Raw genomic sequence first — 13,635 nt, 5'->3', positions numbered from 1 at the left:
TTGATGACAGAGAGGACAAAATGAACGCATTTAATAGATTGCTTACCGGTGCGGCGCTGGGATTAGCGCTGGCTGTGACCTCGACTTCGGCAATCGCGGAAACGCCGCCAAACATGTTGGTGATCGCGAACCGTATTGACGACATCACAACACTGGACCCCGCGGAAAGCTTTGAATTCGCCGGGTCTGATGTCAGCCGCAATGTTTACCAAAAGCTTGTCAATTTTGACCCGCTGGATCTGGATGCAGGATATCAGCCAGACGTCGCGGAAAGCTGGGATGTTTCAGAGGACGGCAAGTCGATTACCTTCAACATCAGGGAAGGGTTGACCTTTCATTCCGGTAATCCGGTGACCGCCGAAGACGTTCAGTTTTCGCTGCGCCGTGCAATCATTCTGAATAAGACTCCGGCTTTCATCTTGACGCAGTTCGGGTTCACGCCGGAAAATGTCGAACAAACGATTGTTGCAGATGGCAACACTCTGACGATCACGACCGACAAGCCCTACGCGACATCCTTTGTTCTGAACTGTCTGACCGCGACCATCGGTGGCATCGTCGACAAGAAGACGGTGATGGAACACGACAAAGATGGTGATCTGGGCAACGAGTGGCTCAAGACCAACACGGCGGGCTCCGGTGCCTATAGCTTGGTGAGCTGGAAGCCCAATGAAAGCGTAACCCTGAAGTCCAACCCTGATTTCTATCTGGGTGCCCCGGCGATGGAGCGTGTCGTTGTCCGTCACGTTCAGGAAAGCGCCAGTCAGCGCCTACTGCTCGAGCGTGGGGATATCGACGTTGCCCGCAACCTGAACCCCGAAGACGTTGCAGGTGTGTCATCGGTTGCTGGCGTCAAGATTGCGGATGAGCTCAAAGGCCGTCTGATGTATGTTTCGCTGAATCAGAAGCACCCCGAGCTCAGCAAACCTCAGGTTCGTCAGGCATTCAAATACCTGATCGACTATGAAGGGATGCGCGACAGCTTCCTGAAAGGTCAGTACACAATTCATCAGAATTTCCTGCCTCAAACCTATCTTGGCGCGTCTGATGAAAACCCCTTTAGTTTCAACGTCGAAAAAGCCAAAACATTGCTGGATGAAGCCGATGTAAGTGGGCTTGAGATCGAAGTTGGCGTGCGAGAGGCGCAGGAGCGGATTGAGATCGCTCAGTCACTTCAAAATGCACTAGGTCAGGTTGGTATCACGATGAACATCACCGTTGGTACCGCGAAACAAATTCTAGCGCGATATCGTGCACGGGAATTGGACGTCTATCTCGGTGCATGGGGTCCGGACTATCCTGATCCGCAAACCAACGCGGGTACGTTTGCCTATAACCCGGACAACTCGGATGCGGCCAATGCAACTGGGCTGCTGGCATGGCGGAATTCATGGGATACTGGTGGTTTGACCGAGAAAACAGACGCGGCTGTGGTTGAGAATGACACCGTGAAACGTGCCGATATGTACAAGGAAATTCAGGCTGAATTCCGTGAGACATCACCATTTGTCGTGATGTTCCAGCAAATTGAGCAATCGGCATTGCGTGAAAACGTAACGGATTTCTCGACGGGTCAGGCGATCACATCGGCGTCGTATTGGCAGGTGACCAAGTAAATGGCCCTGGCCGAAAGACCATCTGAGGGGCGCCGCTCGGCGCCTCTTATCCATTGGATCAAGAGCATCCTGAAAACTCTTGGTACCATTGCGATCACGATGTTGGGTCTGCTGTTCGTAACCTTCATTATCGGCCGCGTCATGCCGATTGATCCGGTGCTGGCGATCGTAGGTGAGCGCGCCTCGCAATCGACTTATGATGCAGTTTATCAACAGCTTGGCCTCGATAAGCCACTGTTGGTGCAGTTTGGGTATTACCTTTGGGACGTCCTGCACGGAGACTTTGGCAACTCGCTGCTGAATGCGCGTCCGGTTTCCGAAGACATCGCACGTGTCTTCCCTGCCACGCTGGAATTGGCGACTTTGGGTGTGATGATTGGCATCTTTCTAGGTGTTCCACTGGGTGTGATTGCCGCCGTAAAGCGGGGGTCCTGGATCGATCAGATCGCCCGTGTGGTCGCGCTTGTTGGCTACTCAATGCCAATCTTCTGGCTGGGGCTTATGGGTCTTCTGGTCTTCTACGGAATTCTTGGCTGGGTTGGGGGACCGGGTCGGTTAGATATCTTCTACGAAGATATTGTGCCCACGCGTACCGGGATGATCCTGGTGGATAGTGCCATCGCCCAGGATTGGGACGTCTTCCGCAACGCGCTGTCTCACATCATCCTGCCCGCTGCTTTGCTGGGGTATTACTCACTGGCTTACATCAGCCGGATGACGCGATCCTTCATGCTGGAACAGTTGTCGGCGGAATATGTCATTACCGCGCGCGTAAAAGGCCTGTCAGAACGGCAGGTGATCTGGCGTCACGCCTTCAAGAATATTCGCGTACAACTCATTACAGTCATCGCACTGAGCTACGCCAATCTGTTGGAAGGCTCGGTTCTGACCGAGATCATCTTTAGCTGGCCGGGGATCGGCAGCTACATCACGACCGCTTTGCTGAGTGCCGACATGAATGCAGTTCTCGGTGGAACCGTTGTGGTCGGGCTGATCTTTATCTGCCTAAACATATTCTCCGACCTTCTCTACCGTTTCTTTGATCCGAGGTCGAAATGAGCGACATGACTTTGCGTCAGTGGCTGCTGACCGACGAACCCACATCCCGACGCCACGCCAGACTGGCCAGCCTGTACAAAGGCTGGCTGACACTGCGATCAAACTCGATGGCAATGGTTGGGTTGGCGATCCTAGTTATTCTCGTGCTGACTGCGGTTTTTGCTCCTATCATCGCACCGCAAGATCCTTTTGTTCAGGATCTGTCCAGCCGACTGCTCCCTATCGGAGCCGAAGGACACTTGCTGGGGACCGATAGTCTGGGGCGGGATATTCTGTCACGTTTGATTTATGGCGCGCGGATAACGCTGTACATTGTGGCGTTGGTGGCGCTTATCGCTCCGGTCGCGGGCCTTTTGGTAGGAACCGTCGCGGGATATGCCGGGGGATGGGCAGATGTGATCCTCATGCGCATCACCGATATCTTCCTCGCCTTTCCACGACTTGTTTTGGCGTTGGCCTTCGTTGCAGCGCTTGGGGCAGGGATCGAAAATGCGGTTCTTGCGATCTCGCTGACAGCCTGGCCGCCATACGCGCGCATGGCGCGGGCGGAAACACTTACGATCCGGTCGACAGATTATATCAACGCGATCCGCCTTCAGGGTGCCGGGCCGCTGCGAATTATCACCCGGCATATCTGGCCACTTTGCATTTCATCGTTGATCGTAAGGGTCACGCTCGACATGGCCGGGATCATTCTTGCCGCAGCCGGCCTTGGATTTCTGGGACTAGGGGCGCAACCTCCAAGCCCGGAATGGGGCGCCATGATTTCCGAAGGGCGCAGGTTCATCCTTGATCACTGGTGGGTTGCCACGGTGCCAGGGCTTGCAATTTTCACGGTTTCGCTGGCCTTCAACCTGTTGGGTGACGGGCTAAGGGACGCGCTTGATCCAAAGGACGGTGGGCAATGAACTTACTCGACATCGAAGACCTGTGGGTTCGCTTCCCAACCCGTCAGGGCGTATTTGATGCGGTACGCGGTGCCTCGTTCTCGTTGGGGCGCGAACGATTGGGGATTGTGGGTGAAAGTGGATCCGGCAAGTCGATGACCGGGCGCGCCATCCTGCGCCTGATCCGAAAGCCCGGTATAGTCGAGGCCAACCACATCAATCTTGAAGGTCGTGACTTGCTGAAGCTTACAGAGCGCGAGATGCGCGAGGTACGCGGAAAGCAGATTTCCATGGTAATGCAGGACCCCAAGTTCTCTCTGAACCCGGTGGTCACGGTAGGCGAACAATTGATGGAGGCGTATCTTCAGCACAATTCCGGCTCTAAATCGCGCGCCAAAAAAATGGCGATCGAAATGTTGGAGAATGTTTCGATCCGCAATCCCGAACGGGTAATGCGGGCATACCCGCATGAAGTGTCAGGAGGTATGGGGCAACGCATCATGATTGCGATGATGCTGATCCCGAACCCTAAGATCCTGATTGCGGATGAGCCGACCTCGGCGTTGGATGTCAGCGTTCAGCGGCAGGTGCTGAACATCATGGATGGATTGGTCAAAGAACGGGGCATGGGCCTGATCTTCATCAGTCATGATCTCAACCTGGTGTCCGAGTTTTGCGACCGTGTCCTCATCATGTACGCGGGACGGATTGTCGAAGTCTGTGACGCGGATAAGCTGCACCAGGCGCAACACCCATACACTCAGGGGCTGCTGAATTCGCTTCCGCGTCTTGATGAGAAATGTACGCATCTGAGTGTTCTGACCCGCGATCCCGCCTGGTCAGACGCGCCCAGCGTGAGGGGTTAAAATGACCGCATTGGAAATCAACGATCTGAACGTCTGGTTTGGTCACGCGCATGACCGCGTAGATGCGGTCAAGGGTGCTTGTCTTAGTGTTAACCAGGGTGAGAGCTTTGGTCTTGTGGGTGAAAGCGGCTCGGGTAAATCTACCATCCTCCGCGCGATAACCGGTCTGGCACCTCAATGGTCTGGTGCTATCCGAGTCGAAGGTGAAGCGTTGTCCGGGGCCAAGCGAGATCGCAGGTTCTTTAGAGCCGTTCAGATGGTTTTTCAGGATCCATACGCCTCGCTTCACCCGCGGCACACCGTCGATCAGGTGCTCAGTGAAACTCTGCATCTGCACGGACTAGATAATATCGATCAAAGGGTCAAAGGTCTGCTGAACGATGTTGGGCTCGGGCAGCGCTTCCGGTTTCGGTATCCACATCAGTTATCCGGAGGGCAGCGTCAGAGGGTCGCTATCGCCAGAGCGTTGGCAGGCGAGCCGGACATCCTGCTGCTGGATGAACCCACATCAGCTCTGGATGTCAGCGTTCAGGCAGAAGTATTGAACTTGTTGACGGATTTGCGAAGACAACGCGGGCTGACATATTTAATGGTATCCCATGATCTTCCAGTTATCGCGCATATGTGCGATCAACTGGCAGTTATGCGAAATGGTGAGATCGTTGAGGTCATGTCCTCTGAAACGCTGCGTGTAGGCACACCCGAACACCCGTACTCGCAAGAACTGCTGCAAGCCTCGGTCGCCGTTTGACGAGATACGAACGCTGGTTGGCGTACATCTATCTGGCGAAGTGCTTTGAGTGTATTTGCGGCTAATTTCACACGACTTCTCGGAAACCTAAAGGGTCTTGATTGTCGTGTAGATTATGGCGGAGACGAAGGCAGCCATTTTGTCGATGCATCAGATGACGACCCTCGTCTCTCCGGTAAGGCGAGTTAACTGAAGATATCCTCATGTGTCGTTTTTCGGCATGAAATTGGACATATCGCCCAGCACTGCGACATCTACGCAGTACCGAGCGTATCGACCACTATTGAATTGGGGAGCATGGATGGCACGCAACCTTTTCCAGCCCATCCCATTCCGATTTCGCAACCGCTACAAGGGAAGATTTCCGACAGCCCATTCAAAAAGTTGGGACACTGCAGGCCACTGTCCCAATCGTCTTTCGTCATGTTGCCATCACATGCAACCAAAAGAGACAATCAAAATGGCTGAAACATACTTATCCGACAAACAGGTACGGGTCATTTCCCGTCGTAAATTTCCTCATCTACTCTTGTCTTCGCAAATTGATTGTCCGAGTTTAGCCTCGCGCGAAAAAACCGTTATACATAAGGCACTTTAGATGAGCGGCAAGTTATTAAGCGATATGGAAATTAAAGAGGCCATAAAAAATGGCCTTCTGGGGGTGTCAGGGCTGGACCCTTGTCAAATCGATTTGGAAGCTAAGAAAAGCCCAATCCAACCCGGGTCTCTCGATCTTACTGTTGGCAATGTTTATGAGCCTCCGGAACATAGTTTCATTGTGTCAGAACTGGACGAGAGCGAACCTCCGAGCTTGCCCGGAACTAAACTACCTCCGGGTCATAGCCTGGTGGTCGAAACTAAAGAAACACTCACGCTTAGTAGGCAAATCTCAGCCTTTGGTTTCCCTCCGGCTCACTTAGCTAGAGAATCTTTGTTGATGACGAACCCTGGCCACGTCGATCCTGGCTACCACGGCAAGCTCACGTTTACCGTCATAAATCTTGGACGGGAAGAGATCTACATTAGAGAAGGTATACCGATTGTCACGTTAATGATTTTTGAGTTTGATAAAGACGACGTGAGCTTTGACTACAGTCAGCGAAAAAGTGACGATCAGGCAGCAGTCGACAAAGCACATGGTGCCCACGGTGCTAACTCGAAAATGGCAAAACTTCTCAACAAGCTATCGCCAGACTTTGGAAACTTCTCAGAAAGAATGAGTGTCGCTGCGCAAAATGTTATTGACCGAGAGTATGTCAAATTAGAGTTCGCAAAATTGTGGGTTCCTGCGTTTTCAGGTGTGATTGCGATAGTGCTGACTTACTTGGTGTCTCAGTACGCAAATTTGTCAGACTATGTAAAAGAGGACGAGTTAACGGGAAACATGACGACGGTATCGGAGAGCTTAGGCAATCTGGAACAGCGACTCATTGCGTTAGAAACTACGAAAGGTATTAGCGAGTTGACAGGTGAGTTGGACGTCCTGAGAGCGGAAGTTGAGGCCCTCGAGGAGCGCCGATCCAATGAATGGCTATTTCCTATCAACTTTTTCTTTCATCGACTCAAAGGTGACGAATGAGTGACCCAAGAATCTATATACTTGCTCGGCCGAGCATCATCGGCTCAGAATTGGCTCGATTTTTAGCTGATCGTGGACTCTCTTGGCGATCAAGTGAAGCTGCAACAGATGCTGAACACTTGGTCGAGATTTGCGGTCGTATCTGCTACATGTCGTTCTCTTCAGATTCAACTAAGGTGCGTTACCCCAATAAAACTTACATCCGTAACCTTATTGAAAAAGGTCATGACAGCGTATTAGAACACGCGAATTGGACATTTGTTTTGGACGGCGTTAGCCGAGCCTTTTCTCACCAGCTCGTTCGTCACAGAATTGGTTTCTCATTTAGTCAACTTTCCCAGCAATACCACGACGAGAGTGATGCTGATGTAGTAGAACCTGAAGGCTTAGAAGGTGAAGCGCGGCAAATTTGGCTGAAGGCAACAAAAGAAACTATAGAAGCTTACCGGCAGGTGGTTGAACTAACGGAAACTAACAGCCAAGCCGATCCGGAACAAAAAAGAATGCTGCGGTCGGCCGCAAGAAGCCTACTGCCGAACGCCATTGAGACTGCGGTCGCCATCACCGCAAACGCTCGCTCCATTAGACATTTTCTGTCTCTAAGAGGGTCAATCGTCGGTGATCCGGAAATGCGAAAAGTCAGTGCGATATTGTTGAAAGAAGTAGCAAAGGATGCGCCAAGCTTGTTTGAAGACTTCGAAACAATTGTTCACGACGATGGCTTACCCTTAACAATATCAATGAGTTAGACTTGCTCGGTTAGTTTAAAGCACCAAATTGAGCCGTTATTGCTCCTTTGTCCGCAATTCAATCTGGTTGATATTGATCATCGGGTTAACCGGCGACGGGCCTCTAGTGTGCCCTAGTGACGAGGTTCTCTGATTAGAACAACTTTGTTGTTGTGGTTCCACACCAGAGGGCCTTGCTCTAACGTTCCTAATAGGGACTCGACGCCCCGCCTTGGGCATGGGGCGCACCTTTGCCCGTGAACTCACTCGTCGGTGCCATACTAAGCGCTCCGCGCGTCAAGAACGTTCGGAGCGGCTCGAGAAGGGCTGATAACAATCTGGCAGGCTTCACGCTCGTCTTGCCGAAACTATGCGCTCCGTATCTAAATAAGTGGTAGCCGTCAGTTCGTACTGCAGGGAACTTCGCAATGGCCGCGAATAGCGGCTAGTTCAATGGAGTGACGTAAGGGGCCGTCGGTCGGGGCCGAGCGAAATAGTGCATGTTGGTCTAACAGAGAGGCGGTGGTTTGCGCTTGGTGAATAGCCACCAAAGATGTCGCTGTTGATCCGACTTGCGCATATGTCGTGTCTTTGTGAGTTCGGCATATTCTTGGAGAACTTTACGCAGTGGGGGCAGAGCGACATCCACGCTACCCAGAAGCGCCCCAACGACCCCTGGCGGCTGGGGCGAGCACATTGTTCCTGCTGCTGCCATCAGGCGCGGCAGGTTCTCGTCAAAGGTTCTCTTCAACAACACATCACTTGGAACATAGTCAAAACCATGCGCTTCTGAGATCTTTTTGGCTGCTTGGTATTTCTCGTATGCCAGAGCTTCTTCGCCCAATGCCAAGAATTGCCATTCAGCTCTTTTTAGTTCTTCGAGCTCAAAAGCTTTGCGCTTAGCCACACTCAAATCCGCTGTTCGTAGTGCTTGCCTGATCTGCTTTACGGGCTGCCCACTCTTGCCCAGTACTTTGCCAAACAGATGTTTTGGGACATTCATTACGAAATAATAGCGGCCTCGATCCAATGTGACGCCCATAGCAGTGCACTCCTTCAAATTCCGCATCCATGCGGGATTCTATGCGGGATTTCATGCGGGAAACACTGGCAGGCGTTGGTTAAATAAACCTTACGCGCTTAAAAATAATGAATTTTTTCCAGAAGAACGCCCATGATATGAGCAGTTTAGTGGCGGAGACGAAGGGATTCGAACCCTCGAGACGGTTTCCCGCCTACTCCCTTAGCAGGGGAGCGCCTTCGACCACTCGGCCACGTCTCCGCCGACGGGTATATCCTTGCAAGCGCCGGGAATACAAGGCGAAATTTCCTGTTTGTGCGTTACTCCGACAAAATTGGTGAACCCGTTGAAATCACGGTAAAACACACCGACTTACGTGGATTATGGGCAAGAATTGGAATTGTTTTCTGAACCAATTCCCAGCGACACACCACTCATCCACCAGGTTCGAAACTCCACAACACATCGAATCCCCGTTCGGCATCGCCGTGTCTGACGTCAGCGCCCATGGGACAGATTAGGTTGATTTGATAAGAGAGGGTTTTTGGCTCATCGTAGCCGCCAAGGAGTGGAGATGAGAAAGAAACCCGGAACCAAGCAGAGCCATGGTGAGGAGGTCGTAAAAGACATCCGCCGCGCGATGCGCAAACAGTATTCTGCGGAAGAGAAGATCAGGATCGTTCTGGACGGCCGGGCGCGCGCCCGGGCGGATGGCGTGCAGGTTGCGCCCAGCCGCAATGCGTTTTTTTACCGACAGCGATATCTTCTCGGTCCATGTGCGCCTGAAACCGGACACGTAAGGGATCATTACCGCAGCGGATTTAGCACAGATGCAACCGGGCGCGCTGTTCGATAACACGTCACGGTCCGGGTTGATCACTCCAGGTGCCTTGCTTGGAGCGCTCAACGCCGGTCGCCCTGGCAGAGCCGCAATTGATGTGTTCGATACCGAACCACCAACCGACCCGAACGATCCGTTGCTGGCACATCCCAAGCTGATCGCGACGCCGCATATCGGTTTTGTGACCGATGACGAGTTCGACCTGCAATTTGTCGACATCTTCGATCAGGTAAACGCTTTTGCCGAAGGTGCTCCGATCCACATGATCAACCCCGAGGTTTGGACCAGCGCAGAATGAGATTTGCGGCGATGGGCGCACCGATGATCACCAACACGATCCTTGTCAGATGGTGAGTGATCACAAAGCCCAGATCCGCGCCTGAGACGATGGCCAGAACCGTCATTTCGGCCTGCCCGCCGGGTGCGAAGGCCAGAAACGCTTCGACCGGTTTGCCAAACCCCAACGTGGTTACAACAGCTGTGAAGGCCGCTGCCAGCACGGCCAGCACAACCACGTAAGCGCAGCCCGCGGCCACGACCTTGCGCAACTCCACCCAGGTAACACCGACAAACTTCACGCCAATTCCGCACCCAATGAAGAACTGTGCGGCCAGGATGGCCTCGCGAGGTGGTCGTGTATGGATGAAGTCCCCGAGAGACAAAGCAGCCGTCAGGATCATCGGCCCCAGGATCGATGCGCCGAACAGGCCAATACGCTCGCCACCCTTCCAGCCGATAAAGGCAGCAAGCACCATTAGGGCCAGCTCGTGCAGCGGCAGGTCGCGTGCGGGTTCTCCGATCGGGTTTGTCAGCTCGGCGCTGTAAAACATGGTCAGAAACAGCGGGGCCAGCGTCACAATGATCAGCACGCGCGTGCCATGGATCAGCGACAAAGTGCGCGGGTTGGCTCCAGCTTCGGTCCCAAAAATGATCATGTCCTGCAAGCCGCCGGGCATGGCGGCATAGAATGCGGTTGTCGTATCGAAACCCCAGACCCGGCGGAAGAATGGTACGCCGATCAGCGCGATCAACAGGATGAAAAATGGGACCAGTGCAATCGACGCGGCCATTTTAGGCAATTCCGCAAATAGGGCAGGTGTAATTGATGCGCCCACCGCCACACCCAGTATGGTGCGCGCTGCCACTGACACCTGCCCGAACCCTTCCATCGGCGCATGCGCGAGGGCCGCAATCAGACAGGCGCTCATCGGGCCAAACAGAAAGGGCAGCGGCAGATTCAACGTCCAGAAAACTCCGGTGCCAAGAAGTGCAAGGCCGAGTGTTACGGCCCGCTTTGTCAGAAGAGGCATTGTGTTGATCAGCGTGGGCAAGGAACGTTTTCCAGCGTCATTGACTCGTTGTGTATTCAATTGTATACAATAGGATGCAATAAGACAAGTGAGCATAATGTGACCATACAGGACGACCCCTTACAGCCCGGCCCGCAAGGCTATTCCGCGTACCAACGTCTTTTGGACGATATTCGCGAAGGCAATCTTCTGCCCGGTGAACGCCTGCGAGAAATAGAGTTGTCTGAACGATTGGGAGTTAGCCGCACCCCGGTGCGCGAGGCGATCCGTCAATTGGAGGCTGATGGATTGGTGACCCATGTTCCACGGCAGGGCGCAACCGTGCGCAGTCTGGATTATGCAGAGGTGATGGAGCTCTATGAAATGCGCGCGGTGCTTGAGGGGACAGCTGCCCGTTTGGCCGCCCGCGCTGCGTCAGGTGTCGAACTGGATGAGCTTGAGGTTCTGAATGATCGACTAGCGGAGGCAGGCACGGGCCCGGACGCTGTGCGGATCAACCGGATTTTTCATGCGACACTGCTGGATGCAGCCAAGAACCGGTTTCTGGCAAAATCGATGTTATCCTTGCAAAAGGCTCTGCTGGTCCTTGGGCCATCTCAACTGTTGGAGGGTGACAGGGCCGAGGCTGCGGTGGCCGAGCATCGGCGCATTATGGCGGCTTTGAATGCTCGCGACGGTGCAGCTGCTGAGACGGAGATGCGTGCGCATATTCAGGCCGCACAACGGATGCGCATCCGTGCATTGCAGGAACGCGACCGCAGGAGAGACGAAACCCAGTAGGTAATCTCGATATGGCCGCTCAAAACGAAGCTTGCGGTTTCGCTTTGGTCGAGAGCGGGAATGCAGTTCTCTGCGATGCGATGACAGTCGCCGAGGCAAGGGCGGGTATTTGATCCTCGAGACAGCACCGAAACGCTATCGTGGTGGCAATACGCGCTACACATTCTAATTTCTCGGCATGCACTCCGGTCCGCTGAGGCCTCTGACCGAGGGATACAACAGCACGAATTTCTGTTTGATCTTTTCAAGTTCGCTGACGGGAAAAATAACGAGCATCTGGCCGGCCCGGCGATCCGCGCGTCCGAGGAATGCCTGTCGTGGGTGGAGGAGCGGGCTGTCCGGTTCCAACCTTCGCTCTCTGGAGCCTTATCATTGTCCCGGAGCAATATGTTCTTCATGGGGGGCGGTAAGTTTCTGGAGAATGCAGATTACCAGACCGCAGTTGGTCTGGCGGTAGATATTTTGTGTAAAGCCACTGTCACGCATTTGGAGCTGACTGACGATAAAGTCCAATCGGTGGATTACACCTAAGTAGCGGAATCCCACCGGAATTCGCCAAACGCAGTGATCGCTGTTTTGGGCGGTTCTCAGGCGGATACCAAATGGTTGATCCGCGTATGGGGTGAGCCTGCAAAGAGCTTACTGATCAAGGGAACGCCTTATAACTGCGGCGTGGTATTGACGACCTTACGGGTCAGGGCGTGGAAATGTAGGAGACACGGCCCAATGACGCGCCGTTGCCATCGACAGGCGCGCGCCAAAGTTCGCCGGAGGCATCGTCACCGCCTGGACTGCATGCCGATTTTCATCGTCGTAAACAAGCACGCCCAGCGGTTCTATGATGAGGGCGAGGATGTCTGGCCCAAGCATTGTGCGATTTGGGGATGTCTTGCCGCTGCGCAGACGTGACCCCGTACATTTTGCGCCTGAAAAGTTTTTCGGGGAACTGTTGATCAAATCCAACGATGTGGCTGTACCGAGCCTTGGATAAGAGATTTCAAAACGCGGGAAACGCAGGCAAATACCCCGATGCTTGCCAAATGCACCGGTTTGAGCGCATATTTGTCTAGATTTAATGGGTTGAATAACTAATCAGATTTAGCTCTCTGAGGCGACAGATATCGGGCGAGGGGTGATTTAACATCCCAGTGGGTACCTTTTGGGGGAAGGGGACTTGGGTTTGGCCTGGTTAAGATTGTTTTTTGTTTTCATGGTTCTGGCTGCATTACCGGCATCGGTTACTGCCTCTATCGGGAAGGTATTGAGTGCCAAGCAGGGTGCCGATGTAGTTCGCGCTGGCAAAAAGATACGTCTGCGTGAAGGGATGGAAGTTGTTTCCGGAGATACCATTTCTACCGACCGATCCGGCGTCGTACAGTTGTTGTTCGTAGATGATACCAAGATCGCAATCGGCCCGAATGCGCAAATGGTGCTGGATGTCTCAATGTTGCGCGGAAAAAAGAAAGCAAAATCTTTCGCGGTTCAGGCCTTGGGTGGCAGTTTTCGATTCATTTCGGGTAAAAGTAAGAAAAGAGCCTATTCCATACAAACCCCAACAGCGACCATGGCTGTACGTGGCACAACCTTCGACATGTGGGTTGTCCCGGGTAAGCAAAGTGCCATGCTGGTATTGGAAGGTAAGGTCCGAATGTGCAGTCGATCGGGTAGGTGCCGCTCGACCGGGCGCCAGTGCAGCCTGTTCGCGACTTCACTGGGTGGGAATGTTGGTCGCCCCGTCGACCAGGAACAATATGAGTTGGCCCTTAAGAATGGCTTCCCATTCGTTCAGTCACAAAGGGATCTGCTGAGTCCGCTTCAGGTCGATTTTGGCGGTTGCGCTAGGGAATCTGTTCCTCTTGCGATTCGGCAATCAGACATTCCGGTTCAACGAAGCGCGGCACCTCAAAGGGTCATTCAGACCCAAGTTGTGAGGGTGTCCAGAGCTGAACCTTCTGAACCGGAACCTGAACCTGAACCTCCGACACCGGAACCCCCAGCGCCAGAGCCTGAACCAGACGTCAACTCAAATCGTTCTGGCCAAGGGGACGGTTCAAATCCTGCTGGTCGAACCGGACCTTCAGGCGGAACAGGGAACCCTGGCAAAGGCAAAGGTCCCGGGCATGGCAAGGGGAATAGTGGTAGCCCGGGTGATCGAGGCAACGCGTCCGCAGCCGCAAACAGGTAGGTGAAGACATCG

General features: G+C 53.5%; 15 protein-coding genes and 1 tRNA gene. 13 read left to right on the top strand and 3 right to left on the bottom strand.

What is annotated here, in order from left to right; translation table 11 throughout:
• The first annotated feature begins 20 nt into the window (after positions 1-20).
• The 7 genes from ACR0DU_RS18750 (at position 21) to thyX (ending at position 7,507) form a co-directional block, all read left to right on the top strand.
• Positions 21-1,616, top strand: a complete 1,596-nt coding sequence (locus ACR0DU_RS18750) for an ABC transporter substrate-binding protein (protein ID WP_480876543.1) — start codon at positions 21-23, stop codon at positions 1,614-1,616.
• On the top strand, positions 1,617-2,675 hold the full coding sequence (locus ACR0DU_RS18745) for an ABC transporter permease (protein WP_480876540.1): 1,059 nt from the start codon (positions 1,617-1,619) through the stop codon (positions 2,673-2,675).
• The gene (locus tag ACR0DU_RS18740) at positions 2,672-3,583 is read left to right on the top strand and encodes an ABC transporter permease (protein ID WP_010443558.1); all 912 of its coding nucleotides are present in this window, start codon (positions 2,672-2,674) and stop codon (positions 3,581-3,583) included. Before ACR0DU_RS18745 ends, ACR0DU_RS18740 begins: the two co-directional genes overlap by 4 nt.
• Positions 3,580-4,428, top strand: a complete 849-nt coding sequence (locus ACR0DU_RS18735; protein ID WP_480876537.1) for an ABC transporter ATP-binding protein — start codon at positions 3,580-3,582, stop codon at positions 4,426-4,428. The genes ACR0DU_RS18740 and ACR0DU_RS18735 overlap by 4 nt, the downstream gene beginning before the upstream one ends.
• A gap of 1 nt (position 4,429) precedes the next feature.
• Positions 4,430-5,179: an ABC transporter ATP-binding protein gene (locus ACR0DU_RS18730; protein WP_480876534.1), complete on the top strand. Its 750-nt coding sequence runs from the start codon at positions 4,430-4,432 to the stop codon at positions 5,177-5,179.
• Positions 5,180-5,777: 598 nt separating this feature from the next.
• Positions 5,778-6,758, top strand: a complete 981-nt coding sequence (locus ACR0DU_RS18725) for a dCTP deaminase (protein ID WP_480876532.1) — start codon at positions 5,778-5,780, stop codon at positions 6,756-6,758.
• Positions 6,755-7,507, top strand: a complete 753-nt coding sequence (thyX, locus tag ACR0DU_RS18720; RefSeq protein WP_480876530.1) for an FAD-dependent thymidylate synthase — start codon at positions 6,755-6,757, stop codon at positions 7,505-7,507. Before ACR0DU_RS18725 ends, thyX begins: the two co-directional genes overlap by 4 nt.
• Positions 7,508-7,994: 487 nt before the next feature.
• Here the strand turns inward: thyX and ACR0DU_RS18715 are convergent, their stop codons facing one another.
• Both ACR0DU_RS18715 and ACR0DU_RS18710 read right to left on the bottom strand, forming a co-directional pair.
• Positions 7,995-8,528: a DUF6538 domain-containing protein gene (locus ACR0DU_RS18715; RefSeq protein WP_480876528.1), complete on the bottom strand. Its 534-nt coding sequence runs from the start codon at positions 8,526-8,528 to the stop codon at positions 7,995-7,997.
• A 150-nt stretch (positions 8,529-8,678) separates the two neighbouring features.
• Positions 8,679-8,768, bottom strand: a tRNA-Ser gene (locus ACR0DU_RS18710).
• Positions 8,769-9,081: 313 nt separating this feature from the next.
• On the opposite strand from ACR0DU_RS18710, the gene ACR0DU_RS18705 reads away from it, so the two are divergent.
• Both ACR0DU_RS18705 and ACR0DU_RS18700 read left to right on the top strand, forming a co-directional pair.
• Positions 9,082-9,363 carry a hypothetical protein gene (locus ACR0DU_RS18705; protein WP_480876695.1) on the top strand — a complete coding sequence of 94 codons (282 nt, stop codon included), beginning with the start codon at positions 9,082-9,084 and terminating at the stop codon, positions 9,361-9,363.
• Positions 9,338-9,646, top strand: coding sequence for an NAD(P)-dependent oxidoreductase (locus ACR0DU_RS18700; protein ID WP_480876526.1), 309 nt, complete (start codon positions 9,338-9,340; stop codon positions 9,644-9,646). Before ACR0DU_RS18705 ends, ACR0DU_RS18700 begins: the two co-directional genes overlap by 26 nt.
• On the opposite strand, the gene ACR0DU_RS18695 is transcribed toward ACR0DU_RS18700, so the two are convergent.
• Complete coding sequence (locus tag ACR0DU_RS18695) at positions 9,615-10,658, bottom strand: AbrB family transcriptional regulator (protein ID WP_480876524.1); 1,044 nt, start codon at positions 10,656-10,658, stop codon at positions 9,615-9,617. The two genes, ACR0DU_RS18700 and ACR0DU_RS18695, sit on opposite strands and share 32 nt — an antisense overlap.
• A 99-nt stretch (positions 10,659-10,757) precedes the next feature.
• Here ACR0DU_RS18695 and ACR0DU_RS18690 point away from each other — a divergent pair, with 99 nt between their 5' ends.
• From ACR0DU_RS18690 to ACR0DU_RS18675, 4 genes are all read left to right on the top strand, one after another.
• A complete protein-coding gene (locus ACR0DU_RS18690) occupies positions 10,758-11,438 on the top strand; it encodes a GntR family transcriptional regulator (RefSeq protein WP_319546073.1) in 681 nt (226 codons plus the stop codon).
• Between the two features lie 372 nt (positions 11,439-11,810).
• Positions 11,811-11,969, top strand: coding sequence for a hypothetical protein (locus tag ACR0DU_RS18685; RefSeq protein WP_480876520.1), 159 nt, complete (start codon positions 11,811-11,813; stop codon positions 11,967-11,969).
• Between the two features lie 195 nt (positions 11,970-12,164).
• Positions 12,165-12,347, top strand: coding sequence for a hypothetical protein (locus ACR0DU_RS18680; RefSeq protein WP_170781308.1), 183 nt, complete (start codon positions 12,165-12,167; stop codon positions 12,345-12,347).
• A gap of 301 nt (positions 12,348-12,648) precedes the next feature.
• Positions 12,649-13,623 (top strand): FecR family protein, encoded by a 975-nt coding sequence (locus tag ACR0DU_RS18675; RefSeq protein WP_480876689.1) that lies wholly within the window; start codon positions 12,649-12,651, stop codon positions 13,621-13,623.
• Positions 13,624-13,635: the final 12 nt, after the last annotated feature.

The organism is Ruegeria sp. G2 (assembly GCF_056533505.1).
Note: the sequence above shows the minus strand (reverse complement) of the source record. Positions and strands in the feature narration are given on the sequence as shown.